This window comes from Actinomadura formosensis, assembly GCF_050948385.1.
GTDB lineage: Bacteria > Actinomycetota > Actinomycetes > Streptosporangiales > Streptosporangiaceae > Spirillospora > Spirillospora formosensis.
In genome coordinates, this window is record NZ_CP192011.1 from 4,315,955 (window position 1) to 4,333,947 (window position 17,993).

At 73.4% G+C, this 17,993-nt stretch carries 17 protein-coding genes and 3 tRNA genes; 13 read left to right on the forward strand and 7 right to left on the reverse strand.

What is annotated here, in order from left to right; translation table 11 throughout:
- Nucleotides 1-11: 11 nt before the first annotated feature.
- Complete coding sequence (locus ACQP1N_RS20605; protein WP_433226031.1) at nt 12-656, reverse strand: TetR/AcrR family transcriptional regulator; 645 nt, start codon at nt 654-656, stop codon at nt 12-14.
- A 76-nt stretch (nt 657-732) separates the two neighbouring features.
- Here ACQP1N_RS20605 and ACQP1N_RS20610 point away from each other — a divergent pair, with 76 nt between their 5' ends.
- Nucleotides 733-1,053, forward strand: a complete 321-nt coding sequence (locus ACQP1N_RS20610) for a DMT family transporter (RefSeq protein ID WP_067803967.1) — start codon at nt 733-735, stop codon at nt 1,051-1,053.
- Between the two features lie 28 nt (nt 1,054-1,081).
- Nucleotides 1,082-1,936, forward strand: coding sequence for a polyphosphate--glucose phosphotransferase (gene ppgK, locus ACQP1N_RS20615; protein WP_084263302.1), 855 nt, complete (start codon nt 1,082-1,084; stop codon nt 1,934-1,936).
- Here the strand turns inward: ppgK and ACQP1N_RS20620 are convergent.
- The 5 genes from ACQP1N_RS20620 to ACQP1N_RS20640 are packed head-to-tail and all read right to left on the reverse strand — an operon-like array spanning nt 1,933 to nt 7,488.
- On the reverse strand, nt 1,933-4,662 hold the full coding sequence (locus ACQP1N_RS20620; protein WP_433226034.1) for an alpha-mannosidase: 2,730 nt from the start codon (nt 4,660-4,662) through the stop codon (nt 1,933-1,935). The two genes, ppgK and ACQP1N_RS20620, sit on opposite strands and share 4 nt — an antisense overlap.
- Nucleotides 4,653-5,003 (reverse strand): hypothetical protein, encoded by a 351-nt coding sequence (locus tag ACQP1N_RS20625; RefSeq protein ID WP_433226035.1) that lies wholly within the window; start codon nt 5,001-5,003, stop codon nt 4,653-4,655. The genes ACQP1N_RS20620 and ACQP1N_RS20625 overlap by 10 nt, the downstream gene beginning before the upstream one ends.
- Before the next feature lie 22 nt (nt 5,004-5,025).
- Nucleotides 5,026-5,862, reverse strand: a complete 837-nt coding sequence (locus ACQP1N_RS20630) for an aminotransferase class IV (RefSeq protein WP_433226037.1) — start codon at nt 5,860-5,862, stop codon at nt 5,026-5,028.
- Nucleotides 5,813-6,826, reverse strand: a complete 1,014-nt coding sequence (locus tag ACQP1N_RS20635; protein ID WP_242608991.1) for a chorismate-binding protein — start codon at nt 6,824-6,826, stop codon at nt 5,813-5,815. Before ACQP1N_RS20635 ends, ACQP1N_RS20630 begins: the two co-directional genes overlap by 50 nt.
- Entirely contained in the window at nt 6,823-7,488 is a 666-nt protein-coding gene (locus ACQP1N_RS20640; RefSeq protein ID WP_433226040.1) for an ArsR/SmtB family transcription factor, read from the reverse strand. Before ACQP1N_RS20640 ends, ACQP1N_RS20635 begins: the two co-directional genes overlap by 4 nt.
- Before the next feature lie 164 nt (nt 7,489-7,652).
- Between ACQP1N_RS20640 and ACQP1N_RS20645 the strand changes: the two genes are divergently transcribed.
- From ACQP1N_RS20645 to ACQP1N_RS20675, 7 genes are all read left to right on the forward strand, one after another.
- A tRNA-Gly gene (locus tag ACQP1N_RS20645) sits at nt 7,653-7,724 on the forward strand.
- Between the two features lie 41 nt (nt 7,725-7,765).
- Nucleotides 7,766-7,836: transfer RNA gene (locus tag ACQP1N_RS20650), tRNA-Cys, on the forward strand.
- Between the two features lie 33 nt (nt 7,837-7,869).
- Nucleotides 7,870-7,941, forward strand: a tRNA-Val gene (locus ACQP1N_RS20655).
- 602 nt (nt 7,942-8,543) lie between these two features.
- Entirely contained in the window at nt 8,544-9,284 is a 741-nt protein-coding gene (locus ACQP1N_RS20660) for an SDR family oxidoreductase (protein ID WP_433226042.1), read from the forward strand.
- 18 nt (nt 9,285-9,302) lie between these two features.
- Entirely contained in the window at nt 9,303-10,535 is a 1,233-nt protein-coding gene (locus tag ACQP1N_RS20665) for an FAD-dependent monooxygenase (RefSeq protein WP_433226044.1), read from the forward strand.
- 11 nt (nt 10,536-10,546) lie between these two features.
- Complete coding sequence (locus ACQP1N_RS20670) at nt 10,547-11,344, forward strand: cyclase family protein (RefSeq protein ID WP_433226046.1); 798 nt, start codon at nt 10,547-10,549, stop codon at nt 11,342-11,344.
- A gap of 23 nt (nt 11,345-11,367) precedes the next feature.
- Nucleotides 11,368-11,802: a nuclear transport factor 2 family protein gene (locus tag ACQP1N_RS20675; protein WP_067794020.1), complete on the forward strand. Its 435-nt coding sequence runs from the start codon at nt 11,368-11,370 to the stop codon at nt 11,800-11,802.
- Between the two features lie 65 nt (nt 11,803-11,867).
- Here ACQP1N_RS20675 and ACQP1N_RS20680 read toward each other — a convergent pair whose 3' ends face one another.
- The gene (locus ACQP1N_RS20680; protein WP_067794019.1) at nt 11,868-13,349 is read right to left on the reverse strand and encodes a class I adenylate-forming enzyme family protein; all 1,482 of its coding nucleotides are present in this window, start codon (nt 13,347-13,349) and stop codon (nt 11,868-11,870) included.
- Nucleotides 13,350-13,522: 173 nt separating this feature from the next.
- On the opposite strand from ACQP1N_RS20680, the gene ACQP1N_RS20685 reads away from it, so the two are divergent.
- The 4 genes from ACQP1N_RS20685 (at nt 13,523) to ACQP1N_RS20700 (ending at nt 17,992) form a co-directional block, all read left to right on the forward strand.
- The gene (locus tag ACQP1N_RS20685) at nt 13,523-15,127 is read left to right on the forward strand and encodes an FAD-dependent oxidoreductase (protein WP_433226049.1); all 1,605 of its coding nucleotides are present in this window, start codon (nt 13,523-13,525) and stop codon (nt 15,125-15,127) included.
- 63 nt (nt 15,128-15,190) lie between these two features.
- Nucleotides 15,191-16,108 carry an SRPBCC family protein gene (locus tag ACQP1N_RS20690; protein ID WP_067794017.1) on the forward strand — a complete coding sequence of 306 codons (918 nt, stop codon included), beginning with the start codon at nt 15,191-15,193 and terminating at the stop codon, nt 16,106-16,108.
- A gap of 26 nt (nt 16,109-16,134) precedes the next feature.
- A complete protein-coding gene (locus tag ACQP1N_RS20695; protein ID WP_433226051.1) occupies nt 16,135-16,602 on the forward strand; it encodes an acetyl-CoA carboxylase biotin carboxyl carrier protein in 468 nt (155 codons plus the stop codon).
- Between the two features lie 16 nt (nt 16,603-16,618).
- Nucleotides 16,619-17,992, forward strand: coding sequence for an acetyl-CoA carboxylase biotin carboxylase subunit (locus ACQP1N_RS20700; RefSeq protein ID WP_433226053.1), 1,374 nt, complete (start codon nt 16,619-16,621; stop codon nt 17,990-17,992).
- Nucleotide 17,993: the final 1 nt, after the last annotated feature.

Genomic DNA, 17,993 nt, shown 5'->3' on the forward strand with positions numbered 1-17,993 from the left:
GTCCGTCCGGTTCAGGACGTGAGCAGGCCGTCGGCCAGCGCGTCCAGGCCGGCCTTGATGCGGTCGAGCGGCATCCCGCGGGTGCGCCGCTGATGGACGAACAGGTTGGCGGCGAGGGGCGCCAGGAGCGCGTCGGCGAGGTAGGCGGCATCGGCGCCGGGACGGATCCGGCCGAGCAGCATGGCCACATGCATGTGGTAGAGCTCGTATGAGCCGTCCCGGAAGCGGGCGCCGGGCGGGTCGGCCTCGGCCGTGACCAGCAGGTCGGCCTGCGCCTCGGTGCGGTCGGCGAGGGCGTGCAGGAACGCGCGCAGACGGTCGGGCGGGGACGCGCCGGGGCCGAGGGGCGGCGGGCCGTGCAGGAAGGCGGCCTGGAAGTCGCGCTCGCGGTCGTCGATCATCGCGTAGACGAGCCGGGCGCGGTCGCCGAAGCGCCGGTAGACGGTGCCGACGCCGACGCCGGCGGTCCGCGCGACCTCGTCCATGGACAGCGCGTCGACGCCGTGCTCGGCGATCAGCTCGGCGGCGGCGCGCAGGATCCGGCGGCGGTTGTGGGCGGCGTCGGCGCGTTCGGCGGGCGGGCGGCCCGCGACCGGCAGGTCCCGCATGTCGGCCTCCGTCCCGGGGATGTGCTCGGGCAGGCTACCGGAGCGCACTCCGGTTCACGGTTGTATCCGGAACATTCTCCGGTTAATCTCAAGCGGAGTTTTCTCCGGATAATGGGGGCATGGTATGGCCTGGGTCTTCCTGCTGATCGCATCGCTGATGGAGCTGGTCTGGGCGACGGCCCTGAAGGAGTCCGACGGCCTGACGAAGCTCTGGCCCACCGTCATCGGCCTCACGGTCGCGCTGTTCAGCGTCGTCATGCTGTCGCTGTCGCTGCGCACCCTGCCGGTCGGCACCGCCTACGCGGTCTTCGTCGGGGTGGGCGCGCTCGGCGTCGCGCTGGTCGGCATGATCGCGCTCAACGAGAGCGCATCGCCGATCCGCGTGGCGTTCCTCGCGCTCATCCTGATCGGTGTGGTCGGCCTGCAATTCGTCGAGGGCTCTTAGCGCACCCAAGATCGGGCAGAGTGTCGGCATGGCAAGGGAGATGCTGGGGATCGACATCGGCGGGTCGGGGATCAAGGGGGCGCCGGTCGACCTGTCCGACGGCTCGTTCACGCGGGACCGGTTCCGGATCGCCACGCCGCACCCGGCCAGGCCGAAGCCGGTCGCGAAGGTCCTCGCCCGGATCGTGGAGCATTTCGGGTGGGACGGGCCGGTCGGCGTCACCTATCCCGGCGTGGTGATCGACGGTGTGGCGATGTCGGCGGCGAACGTGTCCAGGCGCTGGCTCGGGGTGGACGCGGCGTCCCTGCTCGCGGACGTCACCGGCCGCGAGATCACGCTGCTCAACGACGCGGACGCGGCCGGGGTGGCGGAGCTGCGGTTCGGCGCGGGACGCGACCGGCGCGGCACGGTCGTCCTGCTCACGCTGGGGACGGGCATCGGCAGCGCGCTGTTCACCGACGGCGTCCTCGTCCCGAACACCGAGTTCGGGCACCTGCAGATCGACGGGAAGGACGCCGAGGTGCGCGCGTCCGCGAAGGCGCGCACGGAGGATAACCTCGGCTGGTCCACGTGGGCGAAGCGGCTGAGCGCGTACCTGGCCCACCTGGAAGCGCTGATCTCCCCCTCGCTGATCATCGTCGGCGGCGGGGTGAGCCGCAAGTCCGAGCATTTCCTGCCGCGGATCACGGGGGTGCGGGCCGAGATCGTCCCGGCGCAACTGGTGAACAACGCGGGCATCGTGGGCGCGGCGATGGCGGCGGCCGCGGCGCATCCGGCGCAGACCGCCGAGCCCGCGCCGTACGCGGTCCGGGCGGCCGGGGCGACCGGCGGGCCGCAGCGCGAGCGCGGCACCGCCGAGGCCGCCCGCCGGAACGCCCGTTAGGACGCCCGGAGCCGGACGGTCGCGATCTCCCAGGGCCGCAGCGCCAGCGTCGCCGTCCCGGCGTGCACGTCGAGCCGGGCGCCGGGGCGTCCGCGCAGGTCGACGCGGACGGCCTCGGTGAAGCCGCCGCGCAGGACGGCCGTGGTGGGCTCGGCGCATTCGGCGACCATCCGGGTCTCGATCCAGCCGTCGCGGGGGCGCAGCGAGGTCATGACCACGCCGTCCCCGGTGATCGCGACGCCCTCCCGGGACGCCGGGGCGGGCACGGAGGCGTGCCCGTATCCGGCGGCGGTGAGAAGGTCGTGGCGGTACGCCTCGGCCGCTCGGAGCACCTCGGTTCCGGGCCGTCCGCCGTCGTAGGGCATGATCGCCATCCCGACCGCCCGCTCGCCGCGGCACTGCGCGGCGGGGGTCGCGAGCTGCGGGCCGGCGGGCTGGTCACGGTAGGTGTTGCGGTCCCGGGACAGGTGGCCGACCGCGCGCAGCAGCGTGAGGGCCATCTCCTGCCCCGACCCGGAGATCTCGTACTCGGTGACGTGCTCCAGCAGGACGGCGAGGCCGCCCGCGGCGACGAACCCGGACGCGGGGTACGCCGGCACGGGACGCTCCCCGAAGCCGCCCTCGGCCCTCAGCCCCCGCTCGACGATCGCGAACTGGCCCTCGGCGAACGACGAGCCCGCCCGGCGCGGCAGCGACAGGTGCAGCCGGACACGGTGGTCGTCGCAGCGGTTGTCGAACGTGACGCGCAGCCGCAGGAACGGCTCACCGGCGCGCAGTTCGGCGCGGGTGGTGACGGTCACGTGCTCCTCGTCGTCCGAGCGCGTCCCGGTCTCCAGGTCACCGGAGGCCGGCCACCGGTACGTCCGGACGATGTCGAGCACGGCGACCAGCGGCCCGGCCCGCACGGGTCGCACGTCCACGGTCAGCGGATCGCCGACGATCCGGTCGTGGGCCGGCGGCGCGTAGTTGTAGGAGTCGCCCAGATCACCGTCGTCCACGATCCGCCCCACGCCCTCGACGACGCGGCCGGACGGGGTGCGCAGCCCGAGCGACCCGTCGGCGTGCACATCGGCGCGCAGCAGGCCGTTGTCGAGGGCGTTCCCGTCCACCGTCACCGGGACCGTCACTGGAGCGTTCCCGGCCCGCGCGGCGGGCACGGGCCGGACGGACGTCAGCCCCAGCGGCGGCACGTCGACGAGCGCGGCGACCGTGCGGCGGGGGTCGGCCAGGATGCGTACCCGCCACTCCCCCTCGGCGTCCCGCAGCGCCTCGCGCACCGCACCGATGTCGAACGGGACGTCGGCGCGGGACGTCACGTGGAAGGTGAGCGCGCGGTCCCGGTGCGACACCGCCCAGTCGCGGATCTCCTGCCCGAACAGCACCCGCCCGTACACGCGCTCCAGCAGGACCGGCAGCTCCGAGGCGGGGTGGACGGCGTCGTCCAGCACGGTCGGCGCGATCTCCAGCGTCTGCACGGGCACCGGCCGCCCGTCCCCCGTCACCAGCCCCGGCTCCCCTTCGCACGGAATGTCCAGGGTGACCAGGCCGGTGCGCGGGGCGGGGGTCGGGTTGAACACCAGGTGCGAGCCGAGCGGCGCGGAGGCGGCCAGTTCGGCGGTGACGAGGTCGCAGACGGCGCGTCCGAGCTGCTCGGCCTCGGCCATGTGCGCCGCGACCTGCTCGGCGGTCTCGTCGCAGCCGCAGCCGGTGACCGAGTCGTGGCAGCTCACCTCGATGAGGCGGCGCCAGGCCAGGTCGAGGAACGTGCGCGCGTCGCCCGCGTACCAGAGCGCGGTCAGCGGCTCGGCGTACCGTTCGACGAGCCGCTCGGCGCGTCCCATCAGCTGCTTGAGCCGGACGCGGGCGGAGATCACCCCGGGCAGGATGTTGGCGCGGGCGTGCGAGCGCAGCTCGCCGCGGACGCGCGGCAGGCCGTCCACGGACGGGTCCTCCCCCGCGAAGTAGCCGGCGAGGGTGTCCAGGCGCATGGCGGACCCGGCGGCGGCGATCCGGTCGGGGAGGTCCGCGGCGGGCGCGGTGTGGTCGGCCCCGTACATGGCCAGCAGCGGGCCGCCGTGCGGATACCAGCGGCCCATCGCGGCCGCGAACCCGGCGACGCGGCCGGGCGCGGGCGCGCCGCCCCCGGGCTCCCCCGGCTCCTCGAACATCGACGCGGCGTTGCCGTAGCCGCCCTCCGGCAGGTAGCGGGTGCGGATCGCCGTCCCGTCCGGTGCCTGCCAGGCGAACGCGCAGGTCCGGATGCGGCCGGGGACGCCGCGCCACACGCAGGCGTGCTCGATCCCGGCGAGCTTCAGGATCTGCGGCATCTGCGCGCAATGCCCGAACTGGTCGGGCAGGTAGCCGACCATCATCACGGCACCGAGTTCCGCCGCGTTCCGCATCCCGAGTTCCAGGTTGCGGATCATGTTCTCGCCCGAGGACAGGAACTCGTCGTGGAGGATCTGCCAGGGCCCGACGGCGAGCCGCCCCTCCCGGACGAGCGCGGCCACCCGGTCCCGCCGTTCGGGACGGACCTCCAGGTAGTCGTCGACCGCCGCCATCTGCCCGTCCAGCGTGAAGCGCCAGCGCGGATCGGCCTCCATCCGGTCGATGACGCCGTCGAGCAGGGACACCAGGCGGAGCCGGAAGCGCTGGAACGGCAGGTACCACTCGCGGTCCCAGTGCGTGTGCGGCACGACGACGATCTCGGAATCCGCTACCCGCACAGTGCGATCACCTCGCTCTCGTGGCTCTCCAGATGGTGCATTCCCGGACGATCAGCCGGTATCCGGTGGAGCCCGAGCCAGACGTGCCATGTGCTCGGTTCAAGCTCCCCTGGCAAGTACCCGGGCGTCGCCCGGACGGCGCTTATCACGTACTGGGAACGCGCCCCGCCGGACCAGCCGCGGAACCCGCCGGGGCCATGGCACCCCAGATCGATGACACCTTCCGCATAGGACAGCTCGACCGTGACCGAGGCCGTACCCGGCGGGACGTCGAAGGGCAGTTCGCGGAGCCCCCGCTCAAGGCGATCTTCCAGGCTCCAGCGCCCCCGGTGAACGGTCATCCCCGTCCCCCGTCCTTTTCGATCAGGGGTCCATGAGCTCGGCGGAGCGGGCGGCGAACACCTCCATGGCCTTCGCGGTGACCGGGCCCGGGGCGGCCGGGAGGACCGTGCCGTCCACCGCCCGGACCGGCTGGACGTCGCGGGTCGTGGAGACCAGGAACGCCTCGTCCGCGCGGTACAGGTCGTCCAGCGCGATGTCCTCCTCCTCGCCGCCGCACCACTCCAGCGTCAGCGCGCGCGTCACCCCGGCCAGGCAGCCCGACGACAGCGGCGGCGTGACGAGCCGCCCGCCGAGGACCACGAAGATGTTGCTGCCCGTCCCCTCGCACAGGTTCCCGGCCGTGTTGCCGAAGATCGCCTCGCCGCCGCCGCGCTCCTTGGCGTGGGCGAGCGCGAGGGCGTTCTCCGCGTAGGACGTCGTCTTGAGGCCGGCCAGCGCGCCGCGCTCGTTGCGCGGCCACGGCACGACCGTCACGTCCGCCGTCGCGGGGAACGGGTCCTGCGGGCCGGCGATGATCGACACCGTCGGGCCCGCGTCACCGCGCGCGGAACCGAGCGGGCCCGGACCGCTCGTGTAGGTGATGCGGATCCGGGCGAGCGGCCACTTCGGCGCGGCGGCCAGCACCTCCAGGGTGCCCTGGGCGAGGACGTCGTGGTCGGGCTCGGGCAGGCCGAGGCCGGCCGCCGAACGCGCCAGCCGGCGCAGATGCCGGGTCAGCGCGAACGGCACCCCGTTCGTCGCCTTCACCGTCTCGAAGACCCCGTCCCCGACGAGCATCCCGTGATCGAAGACCGACACCGTCGCCCGCTCAGGGTCGAGCAGTTCCCCGTTCAGCCAGATCTTGGCCTGCGCCGTCACCGGAAGCCACCTCCAAAAGCCGAGCCGCCTTCAGCTCGGTCTCGCGCCATTCACGATGTGGATCGGATCCCCACGTGATGCCCGCGCCGGTGCCGAACCGGAGCAGGCCCCCCTCCGCCCAGAAACTCCGGATGCCCACCGCGAGGGCACCACGGCGGGAGTCCGCGTCCACCCAGCCGATGGCCCCACAGTACGGGCCCCGGGGGACGGGTTCGAGTTCTTCCAGCAGCCTCAGCGCACTCGACTTCGGGGCACCGGTCACCGAACCGGGAGGAAACGTCGCGGCGAGCAGGCCGGGCCAGCCTCCGGTCACCCGCGCCCGGACGGTCGACACCAGGTGAACGAGCCCCGGATGCTCTTCGAGCACGCACAACTCCGGCACCGTCACCGAACCGACCCGCGCGACCCGTCCCAGGTCGTTCCGGACCAGGTCGACGATCATCACGTTCTCGGCATGGTCCTTGGGCAGCAGGTCACCGGGGGTCTCGCCGGTCCCCTTGATCGGACGGGACTCCACCACATCCCCGTCCCTCGACAGGTACAGCTCAGGCGAAGCGGACGCGACCTCCAGTCCCGGGATGCTGAGCGTCATCGCATACGGCGCAGGGTGGCGTTCGGCCAGCCTCGCGCCGAGCCCCGCGATCTCGGCGCCGGCCGGCAACCCCGCCTCCAGGACGCGGCAGAGGTTGGCCTGGTAGACGATGCCGTCCGCGATCGCCTCCCGGATGCGCTCGACTCCGGCGACGTACGCGGCCTCGTCCAGGGAACTCGTCCACTCCCCCGGCGCGACCCACACACCCCCCGGATGAGGCGCACGCCGGACGGTTTCGAACCGGGCGCACGTGACCTTCCCCTCGTAGGTCACCACGACGGCCCACCAGCCCCCGGAGTCGAGCGCGGCCGGATCGCTCGTCACCTCGGCGAGCCCCGTCGCCAGCAGACCCCCCGCGTACGCGAAGTTCACGGCAGCACACACCCGAACGAATCCGCGAGCCCCCCGTGCCCCGCGTCGGTGACGACCAGCGCCCGCCGTGTCGAGCCCCGCTCGAACCAGCCCAGCTCGATCATCCGGCCCGTCAGCGCCGCGCCCAGCGCCCCGCCCAGATGCGGGCTCCGCTCCGTCCAGTCAAAGCACCCCCAGGCGAACCGCCGCCGCGCCCTCCGCAACACCGCGACATCCAAGCCCAGCGCCCCCAGCCGCTCCTCACCCTTCTCCGTCACCTCGTAGGCGTCCCCGCCGTCCGCCTCGATCAGGCCGCCGCCCACCAGCGCCGCGAACAACGCCACACCCGCCACCCCCGCCAAATGGTCGTAGCACGTCCGCGCCTCGTGCAGCCGCCGCGCATCCCGCGACTGCCGCAGGCTCCGCGCCCGCACCGGCGGGCTGATCCGCGACAACGCCTCGATGACCAGCGCGACCTCACTCCCCCGCAGCCGGTAGTACCGGTGCCGGCCCTGCTTCACCACCGTCACCAGCCCGCCGTCCAGCAGCCGCCCCAGATGCGCGCTCGCCGTCTGCGCGCTGACCCCCGCCGTCCGCGCCAACTCCCCCGCCGCCAGCGGACGCCCATCCAGCAGCGCCGTCAGCATCGCGGCCCGCGCCCGATCCGCCAGCAACGCCGCCACCGGCGCAAAGTCCGCACTTAGGACATGTTCCGAGCCCATGCCCCCGACCCTAAGCGACCCATCCTTCGACACCCGCCGAAGCATCCCCGCACCCCCGCCGCGAAACCCGGTTTGGGGAACGGCCTCCAACGCGCTAAAGTTTTCCCCGTCGCCGCAAGGCGCACGCGGAAGTGGCTCAGGGGTAGAGCATCACCTTGCCAAGGTGAGGGTCGCGGGTTCAAATCCCGTCTTCCGCTCTGAGGGGCCTTTCAGGCTATGACCCAGAAGGTCTCATTCTGGTGGAGTGGCCGAGAGGCGAGGCAACGGCCTGCAAAGCCGTGTACACGGGTTCAAATCCCGTCTCCACCTCAACGCCGTACCTCCCTCGGAGGCCACGGAAACGGGCGATTAGCTCAGTGGGAGAGCGCTACCTTGACACGGTAGAGGCCACTGGTTCAATCCCAGTATCGCCCACTTCGGAGTTGGGAGTGGTGTGGTCGGAGCCTGGGGGCTCCTTCCCCGTCACTCCTTCGCCATGTTTGCCCGGGGGGCGACCCCCGGACCCCCGGTGTGGGGGCTCCGCCCCCACGCCCCCTCCCGGCTCAGGTCATCGGTTACCTGCGGGCTTCCACAGGGATGGGGCTTCGCCCCTACACCTGCTCCCGGCTCGGGTTGTCGGTTAGCTGCGGGCTTCCACGGGGTGGGGCTCCGCCCCCGCACTCCCTGCCGGTTCGGGTTGTCGGTTGGCTGCGGGCTTCCACAGAATTTAGGGGGTCGTCCCTCTCATTTCGGACTCGGCCATCGCTCACACGGCGGTGTGGCCTCAGAGGAAGCGTCGGTGTCCGATCGGTGTCCATTGCGAAATAGGGATTAGGTCGCCGTGGTGTCTGCCGGGATCCATTCATCGAATTCATCCATGCCGGCGTCTCAAGTCCGTCAGGCGGCCGACCGGCCGGAGCCCGTCACCCGATGTGGACAGTCCTCCCACGAGCAGGACCCAGGCGCGAACGCGGCTCCAACCGCTCTCGAGCGCCGCCGAGCAGGCTGCCCGTCACCGGCTTCTTCGTGGGAGAGCGATGACGGATCTGGGACTGGACGGGCGCGTCGCCCTGGTGACCGGCGGCACCCGCGGACTGGGACTGGCGATCGCCCGCAGGCTCTGCGCGGCGGGCTGCCACGTCCACCTGAACTACGCCGCTGACGACGCCGCCGCCGAGGCGGCCGTCAAGAGCCTGGCCGGGCTGCGGGGCACGGCGTCGGCCATGCGCGCGGACATCCGGTCGCCCGCCGCGCCGGCGGAGATGATCGGCCGGGTGGCGGAGCGGCACGGGCGCCTGGACGTGTTCGTGCACAACACCTCGGCCCTGCGCCCGATGACGGCCGCGGACGCCGACTGCCAGGGGCTCCGGGACGTCCAGTCGGTGGTGGTCGAACCGCTGGCGCGGGCGGTGCCCGCCTTGGCGGGCGCCATGCGCGCCGGCGGACGGGTCGTGGCGGTGTCGAGTGTCGGCGCCCGCCGGGTGGTGCCGCGGTACATGAGCCTGGGCATCGCCAAGGCGGCCCTTGAGTCGCTCGTCCGCTACCTGGCCGTGGAACTGGCCGGGGACGGGATCGCCGTCAACGCGGTGTCCACGTCCAAGCTCGACAAGGGCGCCCCCGACGAGGCGGCGCGCGCGCTGGCCCGCCGCACCCCGGCCGGACGGCTGACCCGGCCCGAGGACGTGGCGGACGTCGTCGCCCTGCTCTGCACGGCCGAGGCCGCATGGATCCGCGGGCAGGTCATCACCGCCGACGGCGGCCTGACCCTGCACGCCTGAGCCGGGCCGGAGACGGACATGACCGAGATCAAGACCGACGTCTGCATCGTGGGCGGCGGGCCCGGCGGGCTCGCGCTGGCGCTCGCGCTGGTGCGCTCCGGCGTGCGGGTCACGGTGCTCGAACGGTCCCGCTCGTTCGAGCGGGACTACCGCGGCGAGATCCTGCAGCCGGGCGGGCTCGCGGTGCTCGACGAACTGGGCGTGCTCGCGGGCGCCCGGGACCGCGGCTGCCATGTGCACGGCCGGTTCCAGCTCGTGGAACGCGGCTCGGTGCTCCTCGACATCAACTACGGGCGGCTGCCGGAGCCGTTCGGCTACCTGCTGAGCATTCCGCAGAAGCACGTCCTTGAGGAACTACTCGCGCACTGCCGCGCGTACGAGGGGTTCGAGTACATCGCGGGTGCGAAGGTGACGCGGCTCATCACGCACGAGGACACGGTGGTGGGCGCGTGCGCGGAGGACACGACCGTCCTCGCGCACTGTGTCGTGGGAGCCGACGGGCGGTTCTCGAAGGTGCGGCGGCTCGCGGGCATCGAGGCCGACCGGATCGACGCCTTCGGCTTCGACGTCCTCTGGTTCAAGCTGCCCGACCCGGGCTCCGGCGCGGACGTGCCGAACGTGCAGATCTTCCGGGACTCCGGCAGCCCGGTGATCGTCTACCGCTCGTGGCCGGGCAACCTCCAGATCGGCTGGACGCTCCCCCACCGCGGCTACCGCGACATCGCCGCACGCGGCATCGAGGCGGTCAGGGCCGAGATCGCGCGGGCCGTCCCCGCGTACGCGGCGCAGGTCGAGGCCGGGGTGCGGACGCCGCGCGACCTCACGCTGCTGGACGTGTTCGCGGGCGGGGCCCGCACCTGGGTGAAGAACGGCCTGGTGCTCATCGGGGACGCCGCCCACACGCACGGCCCGCTCGGCGCGCAGGGCATCAACCTGGCGCTGCAGGACGCGGCGCTGCTGCATCCGGTCCTGCTGGCGTCGCTGCGGGCGGGTGATCCGGGCGCGCCCTTCCTGCGCCGCTACGAGGACGAGCGCCGGCCCGACATCGAGACGGTGACGCGCATGCAGGTGATGCAGGCCAAGGGGATGATCTCGCAGGGCGGGCTCGCGGCCCGGCTGCGGCCGAGAATCGCCAAGGTGATCACCCGGACCCCGATCGGCGCGAAGATCACCCGCCGCATCGCCTTCGGCCCCCGTCCCGTGCGCGTCCGGCGGGACCTGTTCACGGCCCGGACGCAAACCACCGAGTGAGGAGCCGCGGAATGCGCCTGATCGATCTGTCGTCGCCGGTCGACGCGCGGGGCTGGGAGCCCGAGCCCGTGTCGCACGAGATCATGTCGCCGGCGCAGGGCGCCAGGCATATGAGCGAGGAGATGCGCGAGCACTTCGGCATCGAGTTCGACCCGTCGGTGCTGCCCGGCGGGGAGCTGCTGTCCATCGACACCCTGACGCTGACCTCGCACACGGGCACGCACGTCGACGCCCCGTCCCACTACGGGAGCAGGGGCGAGAACGGGCGCCCGCGCGACATCGACGAGATGCCGCTGGAGTGGTTCCATGCGCCCGCCGTCGTCCTCGACCTGAAGGGGACCGGACCGGGGGCCGTGGACGCCGCCCGCATCAAGGAGGAACTGGCCCGGGTCGCCTACGAGCCCGAGCCGCTCGACATCGTGCTGCTCAACACCGGCGCCGCCGCCTGGGCCGGGACGCCGCGCTTCTTCACCGACTTCACCGGGCTGGACGCCTCCGCCGTCGGGCTGCTGCTCGACTACGGCGTCCGGGTGATCGGCACCGACGCGTTCAGCCTGGACGCCCCGTTCACCGACATGATCGAGCGGTACCGGCGGACCGGGGACCGGTCGGTGCTGTGGCCCGCGCACTTCACCGGGCGCGACCGCGAGTTCTGCCAGATCGAACGGCTGGCGAACCTCGACGCGCTGCCCGCCGCGCACGGCTTCAGCGTGTCCTGCTTCCCCATCAAGATCACCGGCGCGGGCGCCGGCTGGACCCGCGCCGTCGCCATGGTCGACGACCCGGCCGAGCCCGGCGATCCCACGTGAGCCCCCAACGAGAAGGGAACGTCATGACCCGGCAGACCGAGGTCTCCCCCACCGTCCTGTACGCCGAGATCCAGCACTTCTACGCCCGGCACATGCAATTGCTGGACGACGGCAAGGCCGACGAGTGGGCCGCGACCTTCACCGCCGACGGGAGCTTCCTCGCCCCGAACCTGAACGAGCCCGTGCGCGGCCGGGACGCGCTCGCCGCCGCCGTCCGCAAGACGGCCGCACAGCTCGCCGAGATCGGCGAGATCCACCGGCACTGGCACGGCATGACGGCCGTCACGCCGCGCGAGGACGGCTCGGTGCTCGCCCGCTGCTACGCCCTGGTGTTCGCCACCCCGAAGGGCGGCGAGCCGCGGCTGCACCGGACGTGCGTCTGCGAGGACGTCCTGGTGCCCGACGGCACCGGCTGGCTGGTGCGGGACCGCAGGGTGACCCGGGACGACATGCCCTGACCTCCGTCCGTCCCGGGCCGCCGAGGCCCGCGGCCCGCTCCGGCGGGGCCGCGGGCCTTTCCGCGTCACGGGATCAGATCGCGCAGCTCACGGCGCACGATCTTGCCGGTGGCCGAGCGCGGCACGGCCTCCACCGCCGTGATCCGGTCGATCCGCTCGTAGTAGGGCACCTGCTCGTTGACGAACTCGGCGACCGCCTCGGCCGGCACGTCCGGGTCGTCCAGGACGACCACGGCGTTCGCCACCGCGCCGCTGAGCGGGTGCGGGCGGTCGAAGACGACGCATTCGCGCACCGCCGGGTGCCGCAGCGCGACCCGCTCGATCCCGGCCGGCGCGACCAGCCAGTTGTCGCACTTGAAGACGTCCTTGAGCCGGTCGATGAGGTGCAGCCGGCCCGCCTCGTCCACCCGGCCGAGATCGCCGGTGGAGAACCAGCCGCCCGCGTCGCGCCCGGACCCGCCGCCGAGGTAGCCCGCCATGAGCTGCGGCCCGCGCACCTGCACCTCGCCCTTCTCACCCGGCGGCAGGACGGCGCGGGACTCGACGTCCACGATCCGGCACTCGGTGAGCGGGACGGGCCGGCCGACCGACCCAGGCGCCGGGTCGGCGGGATCGTCTCCGTGGGTGAGCGGCGAGGTCTCCGCGAGCCCGTACCCCTGGACGACCGGCACGCCGAAGTGGCGGGACAGCCGTTCGGCGGCCGGGACGGGCAGCGCCGAGCCGCCGGAGAACACCCCGCGGACCGTGGCCAGCCTCAGCTCCGCGAGCCGCGTGTCCCGCGCCAGCCGCGCCAGCCGAACCGGCAGTCCGTAGAAATGGGTCGCGCCGTGCGCGTTGGCCGCCTCGACCGCCGCGCTGCCCTCCGGCTCGGCGCACAGCACCTGCGTCGCCGCCGCGTGCAGCGCCGAGTTCAAGTGCATCGGGTGGTAGTTGGGCAGATGGTTGAGCGTGACCGACTCCTCGTCCAGGCCGTGCGCCCAGGCGATCTGGGCGGCGTTGACGGTCAGGTTCCGGTGGGTGAGCCGGACGCCCTTGGCGGCGCCGGTCGTCCCGCTGGTGAACTGGAGGCAGACCACGTCGTCGAGGTCCGCGTCCTCCGGGACGGGGTCGATCCGTCCCGCCGCGGACAGGCGCCCGGCCCCGGCCGGTATCACCGTCTCCAGATCCGGCAGGTCGCCGCGCAGGCCGGCGATCCGCGCACCGGTCTCGGGCGTCGCGACCACGGCGCGGGCCCGCGAGAGCGCCAGGACATGCCGGAGCCCCTCCTCGCGGAGCAGCGGGTTGATGATCGCGACGATGTGGCCGGCCCGCGCGATGCCGTGGTAGGCGACGGCGAACGAGGGGTGCAGGGTGGACACCAGCCCGACCACGGCCCCCGGCGGACCCGCCAGGCCGCGCAGCGCCGCCGCGCACCGGGTGACGGCGGCGTCGAGCTCGCCGAAGGTCATCGCCTCGCCGCCGATCCGGATCGCGGTCCGTCCGGGACGGCGCCGTGCCGCCCGCGCGACGAGGGCGTCGAGCCGTGCCGCCTCCGCCTTGAACTCCATGTGATCGCTCCCTGGTAGGGGCCGTACGGGTCGGCGCCCTTTGTACGGCCCGCCCCACGAGAACGGCTCGCGCCCCGCTCAGGAGGCGCGCTTCGACCGGCGCTTGATCTGACCTTGAACACCCGGCCGAACACTGGGCGACGACCGGCCGCGAGCGCCCACCGGGAGTTCTCATGACACATCGACCGCGTCCCGCAGCCTCCGTCCTGATCGTGGGCGCGGGACCCGTCGGGCTCACCCTGGCCCACGAACTGGCCCGCCGGGGGGTGGCGGTCCGGCTGGTGGACAAGGCCGGCGGCCCGTCCGCCACGAGCCGCGCCGTCGCGACGCACGCCCGGACCCTGGAGATCTACGACCAGATGGGCGTCGTCGGGGAGATGCTGGCACGGGGCCGCCACATGCAGGCGTTCAGCATGCATCGCAAGGGGCGGCGGCTGGCCCGGATGGGCCCCGAGTACAGCGAGCTGCCCACCCGCTACCCGCACACCCTCCTGCTGGAGCAGGCGACGACCGAGGAGGTCCTGCGCGCCGCCTTGCGCGAACACGGGGTCGAGGTCGAGTGGGGCGTCGAACTGGAGTCGTTCGAGCAGGACGGCGCGCGCGTCACCGGCGTCCTGCGCACCGCAGACGGGGACGAGGCGTTCGAGGCGCCGTGGCTGGTGGGCTGCGACGGCGGGCACAGCACGGTCCGCAAGCGGCTCGGCCTGCGCCTGCTCGGCGACTCCACCGAGACCTGGCTGATCGCCGACGCGATGATCGACATGGACGTCCCGCAGGACAGCATCCACTGGCTGCACACCGAGGGCGGCACCGTGATGGCGGTCCCGTTCCCCAGGCCGGGCAAGTGGCGGCTCCTCGACACCGTCGACGTCGACTACCGGGGGAACGACGACGAGGTCGCCGAGCGGTTCACCCGCAAGCTCGCCAAGGGCTTCGGCGTCCCGGTGCGGGACCTGCGGCCGCTGTGGGTCTCGGTCTTCACCATCCAGCAGCGCATGATCGAGCGGATGCGGGTGGGCCGGTGCCTCGTCGCCGGGGACGCCGCGCACGTGCACAGCCCCGCGTCGGGGCAGGGCATGAACACCGGCATCCAGGACGCCGTCAACCTGGCGTGGAAGCTCGCCATGGTCGTCCAGGGCGACGCCGTCGACGCCCTCCTGGACACCTACGGGCTGGAGCGGGTGCCGGTCGGCGAGGTGCTGCTCGGCGCGACCCGGAAGGCGACCGCGCTGGTCGCGCTGAAGAGCGCGGTGTCCGCCGCGATGCTGCCGGTGGTGTTCGCCGTCGTCCGCAACGTCCCGGCGCTGCGGCACCGCATCGAACGCAAGATCATCGCCGGGATGTCCGCGCTCGCGCTGGCCTATCCGGACAGCCCGCTCACCCGCGGCGCCGGCCCGGACGCTCCCGCGCCGCGGCCCGGCGAGCGCGTCGCCCGCACGACCCGCGAGGCGGCCGGCGCCTCTCCCGGCTGGTCCGCGCTGGTGGAGGAGCTGCGCGACCCGCGCTGGACGCTGCTGATCTTCCCCGGCGCGGACGGCGGGGTGGACGCCGGGGCGCTGAAGGAGCACGGCTGGCTCTCCGTCCGGATCGCCGGCGCCGACCTGCCCGATCCGGACCGGCGGCTGCGCCGCGACCTCAACGTCGGCGCCGCCGGCTGGCTGCTGATCCGGCCGGACGGCTACCTGAGCGCCCAGAGCGCCGACGTGGCACCGGACGCCCTGGCCCGCGCGGTGTCGTTCACCTGGCTGCGCGCGCAGCCCGTCACCGAGACGGCCTGACCGTCCCCGCACACTCCCGAACACCCCGTTCGACCGACCGACAAGGAGAAGGAGAAGGAGTCCATGGCACTCCAGTTCACCGCCAAGGTCGCCGCGCCCGCCGAGGCCGTCTTCGACCTCATCGCGGACGCGCCCGCCTGGCCGCAGTTCTTCCGCCCCGAGGTCCACGCGGAGTACCTGTCCCGCGGCGACGGCTCGGACCTGCTCCGCCGCTGGTTCCTCACGCCGGAGCAGGACGCGGTCCGGGTCCGGACGTACCGGCGCGTCCTCGACCGCGGCGCGCTGCGCATCGCATTCGAAAACGACGAGGAGCGCACCACCGGCGCCTGGACGTTCACCCCGCTCTCCCCGGACGAGACCGGCGTCGAGCTGCGTTACGAGCCCGGCTCCGCCGGCGGTTCGGTCCCCGCCGAACTGGCGAGCGAGGCGGCCGCCTGGATCGACGGGATCACCCGGGCGGCGGAGCCGCCCGGCGGCGACCTCGGCGACCTGGTGCTGTCGTTCGAGGACACCCTGTTCATCGGCGGCGCGGCGGCCGACGCGTACGCGGTGCTCTACGAGGCCGACAAGTGGCCCGAGCGGATCGAGCATGTCGCCCGGCTCGACATGAGCGAGGACGTGCCCGGGATCCAGTTCTTCGACATGGACACGCGCACGCCCGACGGCGCCGAGCACACCACCCGCTCGGTGCGGGTCTGCCTACCGGAACGGCTGATCGTCTACAAGCAGATCAACCTGCCGAAGCTGCTGGCCGCGCACACCGGGCACTGGCGCTTCACCCCGACCCGGGAGGGCCTGATCGCGGGCGCCCGGCACACCGTCACCGTCAAGCCGTCCGCGCTGGGGATCCTGGGTCCGGACGCCACGGTCGAGGACGCGCGCCGCTACCTGCGCCGGGTGCTCGGCGCGAACAGCACCAAGAACCTGCAGCTCGCCAAGCGGTGGGCCGAGGACGGGGCAGCGCAGCGGGCGTCGGGCTGACCGGCGCCGGGCCGAGAGGAGGTCACGTGGAAACCACCGACCCCGGGGATCTCCTGGAGGTCCTGTGCGGGAGCGCGGCGGAGCTGATGGCCGCGGCCACCGGCCCGCTGCGCCGCCTGTCGCTGCGGATCGGCGAGGTCGCCGTCGAACTGGAATGGCCCGACGGCCCGGCCCCGGCCGGGCTCCCCGCCGACGCCCCGCCCGCCGCAAGCCCGTCCGCCGAGAGCCCGTCCGCCGAGGGCCGGGTCGACGACGGGCTGCACTACATCGAGGCCGAGATGGTCGGCACGTTCTACCACTCGCCGGAGCCCGGGGCGCCGCCGTTCGTATCCCCGGGAGACGAGATCAGGGAGGGGCAGCAGGTGGCGATCCTGGAGGCGATGAAGCTGATGACGCCCGTGGTCGCCGGCCGGTCCGGGCGGGTGGCGAAGGTGCTCGTGGCCGACGGCGAGTCCGTCGAGTACGGCACCCCGCTCATCGCCGTCGAGCCGTGACCGGGGAGGGGCACCGGTGTTCGACAAGATCCTGATCGCCAACCGCGGCGAGATCGCGCTGCGCGTGGTGCGCGCCTGCCGCGAGATGGGCGTGCGCAGCGTCGCGGTGTACTCCACCGAGGACGCGGACTCCGCGCCGGTCAGGCTCGCGGACGAGGCCGTGCGCATCGGCCCGGCCGCGGCCAAGCGGAGCTACCTGAACATCCCGGCGATCATCGAGGCGGCCGCCATGACCGGGGCGGACGCCGTCCACCCCGGCTACGGCTTCCTGTCCGAGGACCCCGACTTCGCGGAGATCTGCGAGCAGGAGGGGCTCACCTTCATCGGGCCGCCGGCCGGCGTGCTGGCGCGGCTGGGCGACAAGTCCACCGCGCGGTCGCTGATGTCGCGGGCGGGCCTGCCGCTGCTGCCGGGGACGGTGGAGCCGCTCGGGGACCTCGACGCGGCGCGGCGGGCGGCGGGCGCGGTCGGCTTCCCGGTCATCGTGAAGGCGGTCGCGGGCGGCGGCGGGCGCGGCATGCACGTCGCGGACGACGAGGCCGGGCTCGCCGCGGCCTACGCGCGGGCGCGCTCGGACGCCCAGGCGTTCTTCGGCGACGGCCGGGTCTACGCGGAGCGGTACCTGCGGACGGCCCGGCACGTCGAGGTGCAGGTGCTCGCCGACGCGCACGGCAACATGATCTGCCTGGGAGAGCGCGACTGCAGCGTGCAGCGGCGCAACCAGAAGCTCATCGAGGAGACCCCCGCCCCCGCGCTCGCGGCGGAGATGCTGGCGGAGATGAAGCGGGCCGCGCTGCGCGGCGCCGCCGAGGTCGGGTACCGGGGCGCCGGCACGTTCGAGTTCCTCGTGTCGCCGGACGGCGAGTTCTACTTCATGGAGGTCAACGGCCGCATCCAGGTGGAGCACCCGGTGACCGAGCTCGCGACCGGCATCGACCTCGTCCAGGAGCAGATCCGGGTGGCGGCCGGGCTGCCGCTCCGGTACGCGCAGGACGACGTCGTGCCGCGCGGGGCCGTGATCGAATGCCGGATCAACGCCGAGGATCCCGAGCGCGGTTTCGCGCCGGCCCCCGGCGTGCTGGCGGAGTTCACCGCGCCCGCCGGGCCGTTCGTCCGGGTGGACACCCACGGGTTCACCGGGGCGCGGATCTCCCCGTCCTACGATTCTCTGCTGGCCAAGGTCGTCGTGTGGGCCCCGGACCGCGGCACGGCCATCGCCCGCATGCGCCGGGCCCTGGCGGAGTTCGCCGTCTCCGGCCGCGGCGTGCGGACGACGCGGGAGTTCCTGCTGCGCGTCCTCGGCGATCGGCGCTTCGCCGAGGCCGCGCACGGAACCTCCCTCGTCGCCGACCTCCTCGCCGAGGAGGCGGCCGAGGCCGGAGGCGGCTAGC